Here is an 18,836-nt window from a genome sequence, read left to right as displayed (position 1 = left end):
CTCTTATGGGGCAAAACCCCATGAAAACCGCCCCACGCGCCCCATCCCGTAACATGGGGACAGCGCGCGTGCTCCGTAATCAGCGTTCGATCGGACGGTACTTGATGCGGCCCGGTTCGGTTGCATCCGGCCCGAGGCGACGGCGTTTGTCTTCTTCATAGGCCTGGAAGTTGCCTTCGAACCATTCGACGTGGCTGTCGCCCTCGAACGCAAGGATATGCGTTGCAAGACGGTCAAGGAACCAGCGGTCATGGCTGATGATCACCGCACAGCCCGCGAACTCCGCCAGTGCGTCTTCGAGGGCGCGCAGCGTATCGACGTCAAGGTCATTGGTCGGTTCGTCAAGCAGGATGACGTTGCTTTCCTGACGCAGCATCTTGGCAAGGTGGACGCGGTTGCGTTCACCACCCGACAGGACGCCAACCTTTTTCTGCTGGTCCGGTCCCTTGAAGTTGAAGGCCCCGACATAGGCGCGTGACGGCACCGCGCGCTTGCCAAGATAGATGACATCCGTCCCGCCGGAGATTTCTTCCCACACGGTCTTGTTGTCATCAAGGCTGAAGCGTGACTGGTCCACATAGCCCAGTTTGACGGTATCACCGATCTTCAGTTCGCCACTGTCGGGCTTTTCAAGGCCCATGATCATCTTGAACAGCGTGGACTTGCCCGCGCCGTTCGGCCCGATCACGCCAACGATGCCACCGGGCGGCAGCTTGAAGTTAAGGTCGTCGATCAGCAGGCGGTTGCCAAAGCCCTTGCGCAGGTCTTCGGCCTCGATCACCGTGCTGCCAAGGCGCGGGCCGGGCGGGATGACGATGTCGGCAACACCGGTCGCCTTTTCCCCGCTCTGGGCCAACATTTCCTCGTAACGTGCGATACGCGACTTGCTCTTGGCCTGACGCGCCTTGGGGGAGGAGCCGATCCATTCCTGCTCTGCCGCAAGGGCGCGCTGGCGTGCGCTTTCCTCTTTTTCTTCCTGTGCAAGGCGCTTGCGCTTTTGCGTCAGCCACGAGGAGTAGTTGCCCTCGAACGGGAAACCACGGCCACGTTCAAGTTCAAGGATCCAGTTCGTCACGTTATCAAGGAAGTACCGGTCATGGGTGATGACCATGACGGTGCCTTCGTAATCGCGCAGGGTCTTTTCCAGCCAGGAGACGCTTTCGGCATCAAGATGGTTGGTCGGTTCGTCAAGCAGCAGCAGGTCAGGCTTTTCAAGCAGCAGGCGGCACAGCGCCACGCGGCGGCGTTCACCACCGGACAGCTTCTCCACCGGGCTGTCAGCCGGGGGGCAGCGCAGCGCGTCGAGCGCGATCTCCAGCTTGCGGTCGAGTTCCCATCCGTCGCCCGCATCGATGACTTCCTGTAGTTCCGCCTGTTCGGCAAGCAGGGTGTTCATCTCTTCGTCGGACATGGGTTCGGCGAACTTCATCGAAATTTCGTTGAAGCGGTCCACAGCCTTTTTCAGCTTCCCGAAGCCAAGGGCGACGTTCTCGCCCACGGTCAGGCTCTCGTCGAGCTTGGGCTCCTGTTCGAGGTAGCCGATGGTCGCACCTTCGGCGGCCCAGGCCTCGCCACCGAATTCCTTTTCGATGCCGGCCATGATTTTCAGCAAGGTGGACTTGCCCGCGCCGTTGACACCAAGGACACCGATCTTGACGCCGGGCAGGAACGACAGGGTGATCCCCTTGAAGACCTCGCGCCCACCCGGATACGCCTTGGTCAGGTCCTTCATCACATAGACATATTGCGTGGCGGCCATGACGGTCAGGCTCCCGAAAGCTGAAGGATATAGGAATGTGCAAGGAACATGGTTGAAGGCCCCTACGGCGAAGGGCCGCGTTCGTGCAACATGGGCCTGCGCCCGGCAGGACTTGAACCCGCAACCAAGCCGTTATGAGCGGCCCGCTCTAACCAATTGAGCTACGGGCGCGCAGGCAGGCCTTGATTCGCGCATGTGCGCGCTTTTTGCAAGATGCGATAGGGCCCGGGAATGCCGAATTTAGATCTTTTTTCACCGACACCCCCCTCACGGCAAAGATGACATACGTGTAACGTCCATGATCTGGCTCATGTCCGTGGGGCGCGATTGACTGTATCGGGCATGGACAGGACACGCGTGATGGCGGGGTGTTGCCCCGCAGGATCAGGCGTGTGAATTCGAAAGCGACAGAATAACCCTTTGCATGGCAGGAGCCATAAAGTGGACGTATCCAAGATTTCCCCGGGCAAGGACGTGCCCAACGACATCAACGTGGTCATCGAGATCCCGCAGGGATCGGGCGTGAAGTACGAAATCGACAAGGACAGCGGCGCGGTCGTCGTTGACCGTATCCTGTTCACGCCCATGGTCTATCCCGCGGCGTATGGGTTCATCCCCAACACGCTGGCGGCTGATGGCGACCCGACCGATGCGCTGGTGCTGCTGCCGGCTGCCGTGGTGCCGGGTTGTGTGGTGCGTGCGCGTCCCATCGGCATGCTGAAGATGGAAGATGAAAGCGGCCAGGACGAAAAGATCATCTGCGTCCCCCACGACAAGGTGCATCCGTACTATTCCAAGGTCGAGAAGCTTGAAGACCTGCCCGAGATCACCCTGAAGGAGATCGAGCATTTCTTCACGCGCTACAAGGACCTTGAAAAGGGCAAGTGGGTGAAGGTGTCCGGCTGGGCCGACAAGGAAGAAGCCGGCAAGGCGATCCTGGATTCCATCAAGGCTGTCACCAAGAAATAATGCCATTACGGGGTGGCGGGCCGGTCGGTCCCACCGCCCCCGTGGTTGCGTCAGGTTGCGTGTGCGTGGGGGTCAGGCCACCACGGCGCGTGCCTTGCGTGTCGGGGTCCTGCGTGTCTGGGCCTTGTGTGCCGCAGTTTTTTGTGCCTCAGCCTTGTGTGCCGGGGCCTTGTGCCCCGTCAGGCGCTCAATCAACGCCATGTAACGGGCCATGTAATCGCCCATGTCCAGCGTGCGGACAGCTTCCGCACGGACCCTGCCCCGCAGTCGCCGTGACAGCGTCTGATCCTCCAGAAGTTCAAGGACACCATCCGCGATGCGCCCTGGCTCCAGGAATGGTACCAGACGCGCGGTCCTGGCGTCCTGTAGGAATTCCCGCACGGGTGGGGTGTCGCTGCCGACGATGGCGCATCCGCAGGCCATCGCCTCCCGCAGGGACCATGACACCACGAACGGATATGTCAGATAGACATGCGCGTCGGAGCGTTGCAGCAGGCCAATGAAACGGTCATAGGGCAGCCTGCCGACGAAATGTACCCGCGCAGGGTCGATCCATGCGCCCAGTTCCGACAGCATCCGCTCACGCCAGCACCCCTGGGGCGGCGGGGTGCCGTAACTGACGCCATCACCCCCCACCACGATCACCCGCACATCCGTCCGTGCGCGCAGGATGCGCGGCAGCGCACGCATGAAGACATGGAAACCGCGATAGGGTTCAAGGTCGCGCGCGACATAGGTCACAAGTTTTTCGCGGGGGGAGATGCGGACATCCTCCAGTGCGAAGGGACGGGTCGCGGCGCGTGGGTCGGGACGGCACTGCGTCAGGTCCACCCCTTCATGCAGCAGCGTAATGCGTGGGCGTGCCCAGTCGGGATAGGTGTCGCGTTGGAAGCGTGTGGGGCAATGGCCCCATCCCGGCTGTGCCAGTGCCTGCAGGTTGAGGGTGTTGCGCGCACGCACCATGGGCGCCGACGCCGCGGGGAAGGGGAATTCGGGGTCAAAGCCGACATCCAGCCCCGATGGATGATAGAAGAATTCATAATATCCCAGCATCGGCACACCGGGATATACATCGCCAAGGTCCAGCAGTTCGCCCCAGCCATGATGGCCAATGATGATATCGGGGACGAAGCCAAGGTCACGCAGCGTGCGCGCCGCCTGCGCCACCTGTGCGGCGCGTTGCATGGCATGGGCGATTTCACCCACGGGGGGTGGCCCGCCCACCTTTGCCGGTGGGGGCATGCGGTATCCCACCCGCCTGACCCCGGGAATCATGCCCTGCCCGGTCTCGCTTATGAAAACAAGTTCATTGCCCCCCTGCGCATGGAGATGGCGCAGGAGGTGCAGGAACTGTCCGGGGAAGTTCTGGTGGACGAACAGGTATTTCACCTGTCACGCCCCCCTGTGCCCGCCCATGGCGCGCGGCCGGGCCGGGGCAGGTGTGGGCATGGTGATGGCATGATGCGTCAGGTCCGGCGCCGGGTTGCGGCCTTCTTGCGTGCCTTGAGCAGCGCCACCCGCGAACCCGGCGCCTTGCGACCGCGACCGGGATGGATATCCCTGGGCAGTATGTCCGTGGCATCGACCTGCGTGTCCCTGACCTGTGTGTCCTTGGCCTGTGTATTCACGGCCTGTGCATCCATGGCCTGCGTGCGCGCCCTGGATGCGGTTTTCGCCTTTACTTTCGCCGGGCTTTTCTTGGTGCCACGCGTTGTGCCTGCGCGTGGGGCGGTGGCCGCAGCAATGGCGGAGGGAGCCTGTTCCCCCGCCATATCCCTGCGCGCGGGGCGGCGGCCGCGTCGTGTGCGTGTTGCCGCAGGTGCTGCTTGTGCCGCTGATACCTCATCAAGCAGGTCGAGTACCTGCGTATCATGCGCCATATCGGCCGCCATGTCGGCATTTTCCGGCATGATGCCCCCCGTCATGTCGTCCTGTGCCGTGCGCGGGGTGATTTCGATCCTGAACGCTTCGAGTGGCGACAGATCGTCGGACATGACGGCGATATCCTCCACCGGTCCGATATGGCTGCCATCGATAAAGGTGGCGCTGACGCGGCATATGAACTGTTCCGCGGCCTTGCCTGTCAGGCGCACGCGCAGTCCCAGCAGGGGCAGCGCCATGCCACGGCTGCCGCAATAGGTGCCCCCTTCCACCCAGGGGGAGAACCATCCCTGTCCGAGTACGGCCTGGTATTCGATCTGACCCGGTGTGACGGGATCGTCGGGCAGGATGGAGAAACCCTCGATCCACGCATGGCCACCGACCGTTCCCATCCATTCGTCACATGTGACATGCACATCCCCGCGCCGCTGGATATGGGCGACGATGCCGCTGCCACCGGTTTGGGGTGCGGCGATGGGGGGGGCGGTCGCGGGCCGGGGGGCAGCCTGTTGCATCGCGGTCGCCGGAGCGGCGAATGGCGCCGCCGCGGCGGCTGGTGTCGTGGGGGTATAAAGCCGGGCAACCTGCAGATTGGGCCGCACGTCGTCATGGGCGGGATCGTGATAGGTCGTGACCAGTATCCATGTGGGCCGGTTGTCCACCCGCACCAGCGCCGCACCACGATCGAGGCCAAGCCACCCGTCATCATCAAGGCCACGGATCGTGATCGCACCATCCGGGTCCGTGGGTGAAGGGGTCACGCGCACCCCCGGCAGGCCGCCAAGCCCCCCCATCCCGGGCGGGCGGGCGACGGGGGCGTGAAAGATGCAGAACGTCCCGGGTTCCAGCAGCATCAGTTGCGCGGAGACCCCGACATTGAGGATTCGGTCAGGCCGCCCGGTCATGCGGGGGCGTCCGGCTGGCGGGAATGTGCGCGGGTGGGCTGCACAGGACATGTCAAAGGCCGGGCATGGGCCGGATTACGGATCAAGGCCGGATTTCCCCCGTTGGCTGTATCGCGTGTCATGGTCGGGCATGCCCTGCCGGTCAGGGCGGCAGGGTGCGCGGCCCATAAGACATGAAAAACATGTTCAATTGGTGAACGCCCATCGACAGCGGCACGGTGGTCCCGCGCCGGGTTGCGCGGATGCGTTCAGCCACCGCCCCGATATCGAACGATACGCAGGGCAGCCCCGCCCGCCACAGCAGCCCCAGCGTAAAGCACCATGTTTCAGGACAGACGGAGGGGACGAACCCGATATCCGCCTGTTGCGCGCGGACAAGGGACAGGGCCTCGGCATCGCCATAACGTCCGGTGATGAAGACATGGCCCGTCGCCAGCAGTTGCGCGTCGTCGGCGGTGTATCCAGCAACGACATATTCCACCGGCAGGCCATGCGCGTGTGCATCGCGCGCCGCGTCACGCAGGATGTCATATCCTTTTTCCATCCCGATCGCGCCCGCCACAAGGACACGTACCCGGCCCGTGCGTGGGTGTGCGGCGATGGTGTGCATATCCTGCGGCACGGGGGTGGCCGCCACCAGTTCGGGGAGTGAAAGCGTGGGGCGGTCGTCTTCAGGCGGGCGGACATGTACGGCCTGCGCCGGGAAATGCCGCGCCAGTCGGCGCGCGACATCATGCGATGGCACGATGACCTGCCGTGCATGCGCCATGTCGTGCCCGAAACGGGTGCGCAGGGCCACGATGCCGCCGTCCCCTTCGTGTTCCCCTCCATCGGGGTCAAGCAGGCTGCCCAGTGCCGTCACGCAGCGGGTGCAGCCGTCGATGTCGGGTTCCCCGCAGTAACGGCCCGACGGCCCGACCATGGCGATGCGCGGGCACAGTCGCGCATAATCATGCACATACATTTCATAGGGGACGCCAAGCGCCATGCACAGTTCACGCAGGCGCGGCCCATGGCCCAGCGCATGGTGCCATTCCACGGCGCGCACGCCCTCTGTCCGCAGGAAGGCCAGCAGGGCATCGCGTTCCATTGGCCAGCGGAATGTCAGCACCGGCATTTTCAGCCCCTGCGTCCCGTCGCAATCTTCCTCAATGCAGAAGCCTGGGGTGTCATGGGGGGAGCTTTCATTGGCGGGACGCAGGATCAGCGGACGTATGCCCCGTGCCCGCCACATGCGTGCGCGTTCGGTGATGACACGGTCCACCCCGCCGCGCATGGAATGGGTGGCCAGCACCACGGCACGCGAAAACCCCTGCGCGCGTGACATGCGCCGCCATAGCACCACCCCCATGCGCCGTCGCGCGGGGGCCAGCGGGTCGCGCGTCACATGATCGCGGATCAGGGCGTCATATCCGGGGTAAAGGCGGTTGATTACCCACAGGTTGCGTTGCATCAGCGTATGGCGCGCCATTCCGAACGATGCGCCGCCCACATGCCCGACAAACGCGCCGGGGGCCGCGACATGACGCCAGCCCAGCCGTGTGGCCCGCATGCAGAAATCGTTTTCTTCTCCATATCCCTGCGCGAACAGCTCGGTCCGTAACGGGCCGGTCGCGTCCAGACAGTCATGGCGGATAAACATGCAAAAACCATGTGCGGTGGGGATATCCACCGCCCGTCCCGCATTGGCGGTGCGTGCGGCATCCATCAGCATATGCACCTGTCGTGCATCGGGGGGCGGGATATCGCCGGTATCGGCGTGCGGGTCGGGCCATGTCAGGATGCTGGCATCGTTGGAAAAGGGGGTGACGGTGCCGGTGTCGGGCCGCCCATATGCCACGATCGCCAGTTCCTCCAGCCAGCCCGGCGCAACCAGGGCATCGCTGTTGAGGAGGACGACATCATCCCCCCCCGCATGCGCCAGCCCCGTATTGACGGCATGGGGAAATCCCCTGTTGGTTGCATGGCGCAGCAGCGTGATCGCACCGGTTGTCCCAAGACGGTCAAGGTCTGCGGCCAGCGTGGGGTCCGGTGTGGCATCATCCACAACGATGACAGACATCACAAGGCCACTGGCGGATTGCGGGCGGGCGTGCAGGACACTGTCGATACAGGCCAGTGTCAGGTCGCGGTTGCCATGCGCGGGAATGATGACATGCACCCGCCCATTGCGTGATGGCATGTCGCGACGCCGTGCGCCTGCCTGCGTCGTTCCCGCGCGCCGTGGGGTGGGCAGGGGGCCAAGCAGGATCGGGCTGCCGGGCAGGTCGCATCCGCCGGGGGTCTGCACATGCACGCAGCCGGTGGCGGGCAGGGCGTTGCGTGTAATGTGGAACGCGCGTGGCCGTGCCAGTGGCGGCAGGCCGGGGCAGGGGGGCGTGGCCTGTGTGGCGTCGTGTGGGGGGACAAGTGTCGCGCCATGGGCGTCGCGTATCAGGATGCGCGGCGTATGCGCCGGGTCTGCCGGGTGCCATGCCCATCCCCGGATTCCACCCCGGTCAAGCCTGACCGCCCCGACGATACGGCGGATGGCGGCGGGGTGTAGCGGGCTGCCCAGCAGGTCGCGCCCATGGGGGGCCGTGGCCGTCATCGTCGCAGCCCGCGCGGCCCGGTCGGGCAGGGCGTACGATGTGGCCGATCCATGGCCATCACGCGGAACCCGCATGTCGGCCCTGACCTCGATATCCCCGGTCTTCATGTGTGGGGCCACGCCTGCGGGCAGGCCGCCCCAATGCACGGTCCCGTCGCCGGTCATGCCGATCCATCCCGGCAGGTCCAGCGCGGTGCAGACCCGTGTGGCGCAGCCCCCGATGGCATCATCGAACCCATGGCGTGACAGAACATGGGCGACGATCGTGCGGGCATCCGCCCATTGTGCAAGGGCGATATGCGCCAGCGCCAGCAGGGTCCACCCCTCGCGGAAGTCATGTCGGCGCATCAGGGGGTGCAACAGGCGTACGACACCCGCATGATCGCCCATGCCCATCCGGCCCACCGCCAGTGCGAATGCAATATCCGCATCCTGCGGCGCCAGACGCCACGCCCGTTCCAGCCATGGCCCGGCCATGGCGTCCTCCCCCCGTGCGATCAGTGATTGCGCATGGCGCATGGCGGCGTGGGCATCCCCACCGGTGAAAGAGTCGTGGGGGGGACTTTCCCCCGAACTTTTCCCCCTGGGGGCGTCCCCCGGTGGCAGGGGCGCAGCATTATCGCGTGGCACGTGCATCCCCCGATGCCTGCTTGCGTGCGGCTTCCCCCGGCATGGCCGTGGGGGGGGGGTGCGTATGGTATCAGGCGTTATGGCGTCATTTGCGGCGTTATTTGCGGCGTCAATGGTGGGGGCATGTGCGGCGCCATGCGAAATGTCGGGGGCAATGTCGGGCACGCAGGCAACGGACAGGCGCGCCAGTTCCCGTGTCGCCTGCGTCACGCCCTGTGCCTGCGCGCGGCGCAGCCATATGCGCGCGCGCGCCAGGTCGGTCGTGCCCGCCAGCCCCCGGGCGAAGTAGCGCCCCAGCATCAGTTGCGCCAGCGGGTTGCCCCTTTTTGCGGCTTCGGCGAACCAGTGCTGTGCCTGCGCGCGGTCGGGGGGGACGTCATGCCCGCCACCATACATCGCCCCCAGCGAAAACATGGCATCGGCCAGCCCCTGTCGCGCAGCTTCGTAATACAGCGCCAGCGCACCGGCATGGTCACGGGGGCCACCCTGTCCCGTCACGCGCATCTGTGCCGCCACGGCCTGTGCTTCCGCCATGCCGCTGCGTGCGGCCTGTTCGATCCAGTGGCGGCCCGCCACCGTGTCTGCCGTTACGCCCTGCCCACCCAGCAGCATGCGTCCGTACCAGTACTGCGCATTGACCACCCCTGCCTGTGCCGCCTGGCGCATCCATTGCGCCGCGTGGATGGGATCGGGGGCGTGGCCGAACCCTTCAAGAAGGCATTTGGCGTAATTGAAGGCCGCGACCGGATCACCCCGCGCCGCCGCCCGTGCGAACCCGTCCGTCAGCGTGCGGTGTTCATCCCCGTCGGCCTCGCCGTCCCTGCCGGATGGTGTGTGGCGCGCGGGCTGGTCCGCCATGTTGTCGAGTATGGCGGCAAGGTCCGCCGTCGCCGCGTCGTCCCCACATGCGACCGCACGGCGCAGCCAGTGGGCCGCCGCGCGTGGGTCGGGCATGGGCAGGCCCCGGCCGGACATGCACATCATCGCCATCATGCGGCACCCGTCGGCGCGTCCCCCCTCCGCCGCGCGCCGGTACCATGCAACCGCCTCATGGTCGCTGGCCATTTCGGCGATGCCGCGCGCATGCAGGTCCCCCACGACGATTGCCGCCTCCCGGTCGCCATGCAGGGCCGCGCGGCGCAACCATGTTTCCGCGTGCAGGACATCACGCGCCACCCCCCGCCCGCGCAGCAGCGCCATGCCATAACGCGCGCAGGCGGGACGGATATCCTGTTCGGCGGCCTGCTGGTACAGTTCCGCCGCCGCCCCAAGGTCCACCTTTCCCCCGCGCCCGGTTTCATGCAGCAGGCCCAGCACGTAACACGCACTGCCCAGCCCTCCTGCCGCCGCCCTTTGCAGGGCGTCCATCGCCGTTGCTGCATCCGCCTGCAACCGCGCAAGGCCCAGCCCCAGATATCCCTGCACGCATCCGGCTTCGGCCGCGAGGGTGCTCCAGCGTTCCGCCGCCGCGATGTCGCGTACTTCCTGTGGCCCGTTCGCCAGCAGGTGACCATACAGCGCCTGCGCATCAGGCAGCCCCATTTCCGCCGCGCGGCCGATCCATCGCGTGGCTTCCACCGGGTCGTGCTCAGGGACAGGCATTGCCTCCCCACCAGGCAGCAGCGTCTGCGCCTGATCCGTGCGCGGGATGTCCAGCAGCAGCAGCATGCCGAACGTAAAACATGACTCCGCATGTCCCGCCTGCGCCCCGCGCAGCAGCCACCGCGCGCCCTCGGGAACACTCAGCGGCGTGCCGGTCCCGTCGAGATAGGCTTGCGCCACGCGATACTGCGCCTGTGGCATCCCCTCGCGCGCCATCTGGCCCAGCAGGGCGAACCCGCGTGCCGCTTCCCCCCCTTCAAGCAGGCGGCAGGCGTGCTCATAGGCGGCCTTTGGTGCGATACCTGCAAAGAAACGGTCGAAAACGCGCGTGATTTTCATGGTGCCGGCAAATCAGGGTTCGCGCATGCCGTCAGTCATCGCAGGCACCAGCTTGTTCAGCAGGTACTGCATGATGGTGCGTCGCCCGACATGGATATCTGCCTCCACCGGCATGCCGGGCTGTGGGCGGAAGAAGGGTGGAACGCCATGCAGGGTATAACGGTCGATCGCCAGCCGCACGCGGTAATAGGCCGATTGTGGGTCGCCCGTCACATCCGGGGCGCCACCCTCCTGCGCCGTCATGCCGCCCGCACTGTTGCCCCCCCCGACAAAGGAGTCCGCGCTGATGACGCGCACCGTCGCGTCCGCCCCACCATATTGCGTATACGGGAAGGCAGAGAATTTCAGCAACGCCCTGTCGCCGGGCCGGACATAGCCGACATCCAGCCCCCGCATCACCGATTCCACCTCCAGCCGTCCGTCGACCGGCACAAGCGTCATCAGCGGTGATGCCGCCTGCAGCACCGATCCGGTGGACAGGCGCGCGATGCTGAGTACCACGGCATCTTTTTCCGCGCGCATCTGCACCAGCGTATGGTGCAGCATCGCCTTGCGATAGCTGCTGTCCGCATCGGCAAGGTGATGCTGCGCGACGCTGAGATCCTGATAGATCGTGGCCTGCCAGTTGCCGATATAGCCATCGCGCTGCGCCTTCATCGCGTCCAGGCGCGCGCGTGTGGCATCCGCGTCGTGGCGGGCGGTGATCTGTGAACGCACGACCTCCATCAGGCTGTCCTGCGAGGCAAGGGTGGACAGGCGGCTGCCGACCTGTTCGTGTTGCAGGCGTACGCGCATGTCGCGCACATCGCTTGCCACCTTCGCGCGCGCGGCATACATCGCCGTGCTGGCCTCATATCCCTGAAGGTCGCTTTGCAGCCCGACGATCTGGCGGTCGTAATTGGCCACCTTGGCCGAATATTCGGACCTGCGGCGCATGAAATCCGCCGCTTCCTGTATCGAGGCCGGGTCGGACATGTCCGGGGCGTAATCGTGGCCCGCCGCCTCCGCCGTCAGGCGCGCCACTTCCGCGCGATAGGACGCGGCCTGCTTGCGCATGTTTTCCACGTCGGCATCGCTGATGGTGGGATCAAGCTGCGCCAGTACGTCGCCCTTGTGGACAATATCCCCCTCATGCACGTCGATCGAACGGATGATCGACGTTTCCAGTGGCTGCACCACAAGGGTGCCATCCGCCGCGACCAGCCGCCCGTTGGTCATGACCACGCGATCCAGCGGCAGGAACGTCATCACCAGCAGGCCCGCAATGGCAAGCCCCCCGATCACCCAGATGATATACAGCGCCGCATCCTGTGGCGGCATGTCGATCAGCGCCGCGCTGGGGGAATAGAACTCCAGCAGGCCTGGCGGCATCGCCGGTGTCGTGTCGTTGTCGGCACGGGGGAGCAGGCGGGCGAGCCTGCGGCCGGTATCGGCACCTGTCGCGCCGTGTGTGCCGCCATCCGGGGCGCTGGCATCATGGGGGGTCATGTCGCGCTCGCTCATTCTTCGGGCTCATGAAGGTCGGGCAGCATGTCTTCGCCCGATGCAGCCGGGGGGGACGACTGGTGCCGGTTCTGCTGCTGCCACAGGGTGCGATAGATCTCGCATCGCCGGAGCAGGACCGAATGCGGGGCGATATCGACCACCTTGCCCTGATCCATCACGCAGATCTGGTCACATTCCATCAGCGATGACAGCCGGTGGGAGACGATGACCATCGTGCGCCCATGCGCCAGGCGTTGCAGGTTCGCGTTGACCAGGGCCTCGCTTTCGGGGTCAAGGGCGGATGTCGCCTCATCCAGGATCATCAGGCGCGGGTCTGAAATCACCGCCCGCGCGATGGCAAGGCGCTGGCGCTGCCCGCCGGAGATGTTGGTGGACCCTTCCTCGATCCATGTCTCATACCCTGCGGGCATGCGTTCGATGAACTCTTCCGCCCCTGCAAGGCGGGCCGCGCGGACCACGGCCTCCATCGTCAGGCCGGGCCGGCCGGCGACGATATTGTCGCGGATGGTGCCACGGAACAGGAAGTTGTCCTGCAACACCACCCCACACGACCGACGCAGGTAGGTCAGGTTGATTTCACGCAGGTCGATCCCGTCAAGCCGGAGATAGCCGGTATAGGACCGGCTGACGCCCTGCAGCAGGCGCGTGATCGTGGATTTGCCCGACCCGCTGCGTCCCACCAGTCCCAGCATGGTCCCCGCCGGGACATTGAATGTCACATCCGACAGCGCGGGTGTGGATGCGCCGGGATAGGTGAAGCAGACATCGGAAAAAGACAGCGCCCCGTGGATGGGCGGGCGCATGCCGGTGGTCAGGGCCTGCGTCTCGGTGGGGCGGTTCAGCACCGATCCCGCCTCGCCCAGGGAGGCGCGGACATCGTTGAGATCGTCGATCAGGCGCGCCAGCCCCACCAGGGGGGCCGCGACCCGGCCGCCAAGCATGCTGAAGGCCATCAGCGCCCCGGCTTCCAGCCCGGTGGAGGTGGAGCTGATGGCCAGATAAGCCCCGATCAGGATGATGCCGCGATTGATGAACAGGTCGAGCGGCATGACCATCATGTTGATCCAGTTGCCCATCCGCCCCGACGCCAGCGAGGTGCGCACGACATCGGCGGTGCGTTCGTCCCACAGGTGGCGACGGCTTGGTTCCAGCGCCAGCGTCTTGATGGTGCGGATGCCCGAGACGGTTTCATACATGACGGCGTTGCGCGCCATTTCCGCGTTGACCTGCCGTCCCACCAACCGGCCCATCGGGGCCATGCCGATGACGACCACCAGCCCGATTGCGCCGGCGGCGGCGATCGTCATCCATGCCAGCGTCGCGCTGAGCCAGAACAGCAGCGGCAGGATCACCACCAGTGTGAAAAGGTCAAGGAAGGTGGACAGCAGCCGCCCCGTCATGAACTGACGCACCTTGTAGATGGCGGACACGCGCCCGATGATGTTGCCCGCCTGCGCACGTTCGAAAAATTCCAGAGGCAGCGCCAGCAGCCTGTCGAAGACCGTGAGCGAGATTTTGGTATCAAGGCGCGTACTGATCACCAGCGTCAGTTCCCGCCGCCCGTAGGTCAGCAGGGTTTCATAGAAGCTCATGACGATCACAAGCCCGCTGATGGAAATCAGCGTCGCCATGGAGTGGTAGTTCACAACCCGGTCGATCACCTGCATGACGATCAGCGGCGGGAAGATCGCAAGGATGCTGATGACCATGGAGGCCAGGATGATATTGCGCAGCAGGGAACGTTCGCCCATCACCATGCGCGCCAGCCATGCGGCGTCGATCGGGGGTTCGGACTGGCGCGTCTCGCTGCGCGCACGCACCAGCAGGACGTCGCCTGTCCATGCCTGGTGCATGCGCAGTTCGTCCACCGCCACAGGTGCGCTGCCGTCCGGGGCGAACGGGTCCACCAGCCAGACGACGCCGTCACCGGCATCCGCGCCAACCATCAGCCCCGCCGAACCGTCGGTGAACATCAGCACGATGGGCGGGATGTCGCGCATCTGGACCAATGTGGCCCACGGCATGTGCATCCCGCGTGCGCTCAGGCCGTTTTCTTCCAGCCAGCGGGCAAGGGACGCGACGGAGGGAACCTCCTCGCCCGGTTCCGCCCGGTAATCGCGGACCTCCAGGTCGATACCATGAAATTTCGCCGCCCGAACCACCGCCTGCAACCGTACCGTGACGGGTGCGTGGGGGTCATCTTCCGGTGGGGGAAGGGCGGGATCTGTCTTCGGGTCCAGATAGCCCACGGCGATCCCCTGCTTGCAAGACTTTGGCCAGATGAAGCCTGCAAACTAGGTCCAGAAAGCAAAATGTTTCTTAACGCCTAGGCATTTTCGATATCCGTGGCGTCAACCACGCGATAACGCGCGCGGACAACGACGTCGGTCGTGACGTCGCGACGCAGCGCGGGCACGAAGGCGGCGTCGGCGATGACCACCACGCGCGTGAACCATGTGATCCCACCTGTCGCGCGCCTGCGGAACAATGCGCCCAGCAGCGTGCCGATTCCGCCGCGCCCGAGACAGCACCCACATCCCGCCCCATGCCCGAACGCGGTGGGCGAGGGCGTGGGCAGGATTTCCACCGCCGCCCACCCGTCCGCCATCTGTCGGTCCGGCGCCTGTCCGTCCGCCGCCTGTCCATCCGTCGTCAACGTCGCCAGGGGCATCGCGTGGGGCGGCACCGCGTGGGGCACAGGCCCGACGCGCACGAGTACGGTATGGGCATCAGGTGGGGGAAGGGCGGCGGTGGTGGCATGCAGTTCAAGGCGGATGCGTCCGTCATGTGCTCCATGCGCATCATGTACGTCCATATCGGGGCGTGGCGCGATGGTGTGCATGACGGGTATCCTTATGTGATATCGTATGGCCCGGCGCCCACCCTGTGTGCCGCCCGGCATCTGGCCGGAACGTCGCAGGCGGGCGGGGGTGCGGCGCGAAGTGCGTCACTCCCGCATGCCCGAACTGGACAGGCATGCGGGAGTGAGGGAATAAGTGGGCGTGGACCGGTATGTTTGCGATACCGTTTGCAATTCATCCTCCATGCGGCCCCGTTCGCGGCGCGGTAACATCTTTTGCGCATATGACAGATCAGGATACCCATGACCACTCGTCCCCATCTCCTTGACGCCCTTCGTGATCAGGTCCTGCTGTGTGATGGCGGGATGGGGTCGCGCGTCCAGCTTCTCGACCTGGAGGTGGAGCGTGATTACTGGGGGCAGGAAAACTGCACCGAAATCCTGAACCTGTCGCGGCCCGAACTGGTGCGTGAAATCCACCGTGGCTATTTCGAGGCCGGGGCCGACATGGTGGAAACCAACAGCTTTGGCGGCTCTCCCATCACGCTGGGGGAATTCGGGCTTTCCGATCGGGCGCGTGAGATCAACCGCACCGCCGCCCATCTTGCCCGTGAGGCGGCGGAGCAGTTTTCGGATGGCCGCCACCGCTATGTCGTGGGGTCGGTCGGGCCAGGGACAAAGCTGCCGTCGCTAGGCAATATTGATTATGATACGCTTGAATCCGGGCTTGCGGAACAGTGCCGTGGCCTGATCGAAGGTGGCGTGGACTGCCTGCTGATCGAGACGTGTCAGGATACGTTACAGATCAAGGCGGCGGTCAACGCGGGCAAGATCGCGCGCGCCGAACTGGGCACCGATACCCCCATTTTCGTGCAGGTCACGGTGGAAACCACCGGCACCTTGCTGGTCGGTCCCGATATCGGGGCGGCGGCAACGGTGGTCAATGCGCTCGATGTGCCGGTGATGGGCCTGAACTGCGCCACGGGGCCGCAGGAAATGGCCGAACATGTGCGCTGGCTGTCGGAAAACTGGCCGGGCATGATTTCGGTCCAGCCCAATGCCGGCCTGCCCGAACTGGTCAATGGCAAGACGCATTATCCCCTGACGCCACAGGATATGGCAACATGGGTCGAACGCTTCATTGTCGAGGACGGGCTGAACCTGATCGGGGGATGCTGCGGCACGTCCACGCCGCATACGCAGGCGCTTGACGCGATGCTGCGTCGCCGTGCGCAGGAGGCGGGCGGCAGCCTGCGTCCTGCCCCCGTGCCGCGCAGGCCGGTCTGGATCCCCTCTGTCGCCAGCCTGTATTCGCAGGTGCCGCTGCGCCAGGAAAACAGCTATTTCTCCATCGGGGAACGGTGCAACGCCAATGGGTCGAAGAAATGGCGGCAGTTGCAGGAAGCGGGCGACTGGGACGGCTGTGTCGCCGTCGGGCGCGAACAGGCGGCCGAAGGGTCCAACGCGCTTGATATCTGCACCGCGTTCGTCGGGCGCGATGAAATGCGCGAGATGAATGAGGTCATCACCCGCTTCACCTCCTCGGTCAATGCGCCGCTGGTGATCGATTCGACCGAAACCCCGGTCATCGAGGCCGCGTTGAAGCTGCATGGCGGCAAGCCGATCATCAATTCGATCAATTTCGAGGATGGCGAAGCTGCCGCCAATGACCGCCTGAAGCTGGCGCGTAAATTCGGTGCATCGGTCATCGCGCTGACCATTGACGAAGTGGGCATGGCCAAGACGGCCGAGGACAAGTTGCGCATCGCCACGCGCCTGGTTGATTATGCCTGCAACCAGCATGGCCTGCCGCAGGCCGACCTGATGATCGACCCGCTGACGTTCACCATCGGCACGGGGGTGGAGGACGACCGCAAGCTGGGCCTGTGGACGCTGGAGGGTATCCGCCTGATCCATGAGCGTTTCCCCGACATCCAGATCGTGCTGGGCCTGTCGAACATTTCCTTCGGGCTGAACCCGGCGGCGCGCGCGGTGCTCAATTCCGTCTTTCTTGACCATGCGGTGCGCGCAGGCATGACGGCGGCGATCGTGCATGTTTCGAAAATACGTCCGCTGCACCTGATCGCGGAGGAAGAGGTGAAGGTGGCCGAGGACCTGATCTTCGACCGCCGTGCGCCGGGATATGACCCGTTGCAGCGCATGCTTGAACTGTTCGCGGACCGCAAGGCCGCTGATGCGGTGAAAAAGGTGCGTGCCGAAACGGCGGCGGAACGCCTGAAGGACCGTATCGTCGATGGCGACCGCAAGGGGCTGGAGGATGACCTGGCAGAGGCGATGCGTGACATGGCCCCGCTGGATATCATCAATACCGTCCTGCTCGACGGGATGAAGGTGGTGGGCGAACTGTTCGGGTCGGGCAAGATGCAGCTTCCCTTCGTCCTGCAGTCCGCCGAGACGATGAAGGCCGCCGTCGCGTGGCTTGAACCGCACATGGAGCGCAAGGAAGGACAGGCGCGCGGCACGATGGTGCTGGCGACGGTCAAGGGCGATGTCCATGACATCGGCAAGAACCTGGTGGACATCATCCTGACCAACAACGGCTATCGCGTGATCAACCTTGGCATCAAGGTGCCGGTGGCGGACATGATCGCCGCCGTGCGCGAACATGGTGCCGATGCGATCGGGATGTCCGGGCTGTTGGTGAAATCGACCGTCATCATGCGCGAGAACCTGGAGGAAATGAACCGTCAGGGGATCGAAACGCCGATCCTGCTTGGGGGGGCCGCACTGACCCGCAATTATGTGGAAGAGGACTGCGTCGCCGCCTATGGCGAGGACGGGCGCGTGGCCTATGCCCGCGACGCGTTCGACGGGCTGTCGCTGATGGACAAGGTGGTGAAGGGCGAATTCGATGCCTATATCGCCGCCATCCAGTCGCGCCGCGCAACCAAGGCCGCACGCAGCACGCCACGTGATCTGGAACAGGCGGAAAATCGTGGCTTTGCCCCCGCCGACATTCCCGCCGCGCGTGCGCGGCGCGAACGCCTGACGCGTGATGAACCGGTGATTGCCCCCCCGTTCTGGGGCGCGCGCGTGCTGGAAGCGACGCCCGAAGCGGTGCTGCCGTTCCTCAATGAACGTTCGCTGTACCAGTTCCAGTGGGGGTTTCGTAAACAGGGGCGTTCCCTGGATGAATTCATGGTCTGGGCACGGCAGGAACTGCGCCCGGTCATGCGCCGCATGCTGGCGATGTGCGCGCAGGATGACATCCTGCGCCCGCAGGCGTCCTATGGTTACTGGAAGGCGGCGGGCGAGGGGAATGACCTGATCCTGTTCGATGCCGATGGCACGACGCCGGTGGCCCGTTTCACCCTGCCGCGCCAGCCGCGCGCGGATGGGGAATGTATCGCCGATTTCGTGCGTGACATCGACGATGCGCAGCGCGACGTCATCGGTCTGCAGGTCGTGACCGTGGGGCAGAAGGCGTCCGACATCGCACGCCAGTGGTTCGAGGCCGACCGGTATCAGGATTACCTTTACCTGCATGGCCTGTCGGTGGAGATGGCCGAGGCGATGGCCGAATATACCCATAAACGCATCCGTGCCGAACTCGGCTTCGCGGCAGAGGACGCGCGCGACATGAACAAACTGCTGCAGCAGGGCTATCGCGGGTCGCGTTATTCCTTCGGCTATCCCGCCTGTCCGCGTCTGGAGGAGCAGGAACCGATCCTGAAACTTCTGGATGCTGAAAAAATTGGCGTGACGCTGACGGATGGCTTTCAGCTTCACCCCGAACAGTCGACTTCCGCGCTGGTGATCCTCAACCCCCACGCCAAATATTTCTCCATCTGATGGGGCGCATCGCGCGCGCAGGTGATGCCGCGTGCGCGTTGT

The 18,836-nt window shown here is 64.9% G+C and carries 9 protein-coding genes and 1 tRNA gene; 2 read left to right on the top strand and 8 right to left on the bottom strand.

What is annotated here, in order from left to right; genetic code table 11:
- Positions 1-79: 79 nt before the first annotated feature.
- Positions 80-1,759 carry an energy-dependent translational throttle protein EttA gene (gene ettA / locus FYB92_RS00790; RefSeq protein ID WP_003617198.1) on the bottom strand — a complete coding sequence of 560 codons (1,680 nt, stop codon included), beginning with the start codon at positions 1,757-1,759 and terminating at the stop codon, positions 80-82.
- A 97-nt stretch (positions 1,760-1,856) separates the two neighbouring features.
- Positions 1,857-1,930, bottom strand: a tRNA-Ile gene (locus tag FYB92_RS00785).
- A gap of 270 nt (positions 1,931-2,200) precedes the next feature.
- On the opposite strand from FYB92_RS00785, the gene ppa reads away from it, so the two are divergent.
- Positions 2,201-2,728 carry an inorganic diphosphatase gene (gene ppa, locus FYB92_RS00780; RefSeq protein WP_003617200.1) on the top strand — a complete coding sequence of 176 codons (528 nt, stop codon included), beginning with the start codon at positions 2,201-2,203 and terminating at the stop codon, positions 2,726-2,728.
- 72 nt (positions 2,729-2,800) lie between these two features.
- On the opposite strand, the gene FYB92_RS00775 is transcribed toward ppa, so the two are convergent.
- The 6 genes from FYB92_RS00775 to FYB92_RS00750 form a co-directional block, all read right to left on the bottom strand.
- Positions 2,801-4,117 carry a glycosyltransferase family 4 protein gene (locus tag FYB92_RS00775; RefSeq protein ID WP_332828031.1) on the bottom strand — a complete coding sequence of 439 codons (1,317 nt, stop codon included), beginning with the start codon at positions 4,115-4,117 and terminating at the stop codon, positions 2,801-2,803.
- A gap of 77 nt (positions 4,118-4,194) precedes the next feature.
- Complete coding sequence (locus tag FYB92_RS00770; RefSeq protein WP_332828030.1) at positions 4,195-5,514, bottom strand: hypothetical protein; 1,320 nt, start codon at positions 5,512-5,514, stop codon at positions 4,195-4,197.
- 142 nt (positions 5,515-5,656) lie between these two features.
- Entirely contained in the window at positions 5,657-10,675 is a 5,019-nt protein-coding gene (locus FYB92_RS00765) for a glycosyltransferase (protein ID WP_332828029.1), read from the bottom strand.
- A 12-nt stretch (positions 10,676-10,687) separates the two neighbouring features.
- Positions 10,688-12,178, bottom strand: coding sequence for an HlyD family type I secretion periplasmic adaptor subunit (locus tag FYB92_RS00760; RefSeq protein ID WP_062808486.1), 1,491 nt, complete (start codon positions 12,176-12,178; stop codon positions 10,688-10,690).
- Positions 12,175-14,430, bottom strand: a complete 2,256-nt coding sequence (locus tag FYB92_RS00755; RefSeq protein WP_247066862.1) for a peptidase domain-containing ABC transporter — start codon at positions 14,428-14,430, stop codon at positions 12,175-12,177. Before FYB92_RS00755 ends, FYB92_RS00760 begins: the two co-directional genes overlap by 4 nt.
- Before the next feature lie 77 nt (positions 14,431-14,507).
- Positions 14,508-15,023 carry a hypothetical protein gene (locus FYB92_RS00750; protein WP_332828028.1) on the bottom strand — a complete coding sequence of 172 codons (516 nt, stop codon included), beginning with the start codon at positions 15,021-15,023 and terminating at the stop codon, positions 14,508-14,510.
- A gap of 261 nt (positions 15,024-15,284) precedes the next feature.
- Here FYB92_RS00750 and metH point away from each other — a divergent pair, with 261 nt between their 5' ends.
- Entirely contained in the window at positions 15,285-18,794 is a 3,510-nt protein-coding gene (gene metH / locus FYB92_RS00745) for a methionine synthase (protein WP_003617214.1), read from the top strand.
- Positions 18,795-18,836: the final 42 nt, after the last annotated feature.

The organism is Novacetimonas sp. GS1, assembly GCF_036686925.1.
Lineage (GTDB): Bacteria > Pseudomonadota > Alphaproteobacteria > Acetobacterales > Acetobacteraceae > Novacetimonas > Novacetimonas hansenii.
The sequence above is the reverse complement of the archived record's forward strand: the minus strand, read 5'-3'. Positions and strand labels throughout refer to the sequence as shown.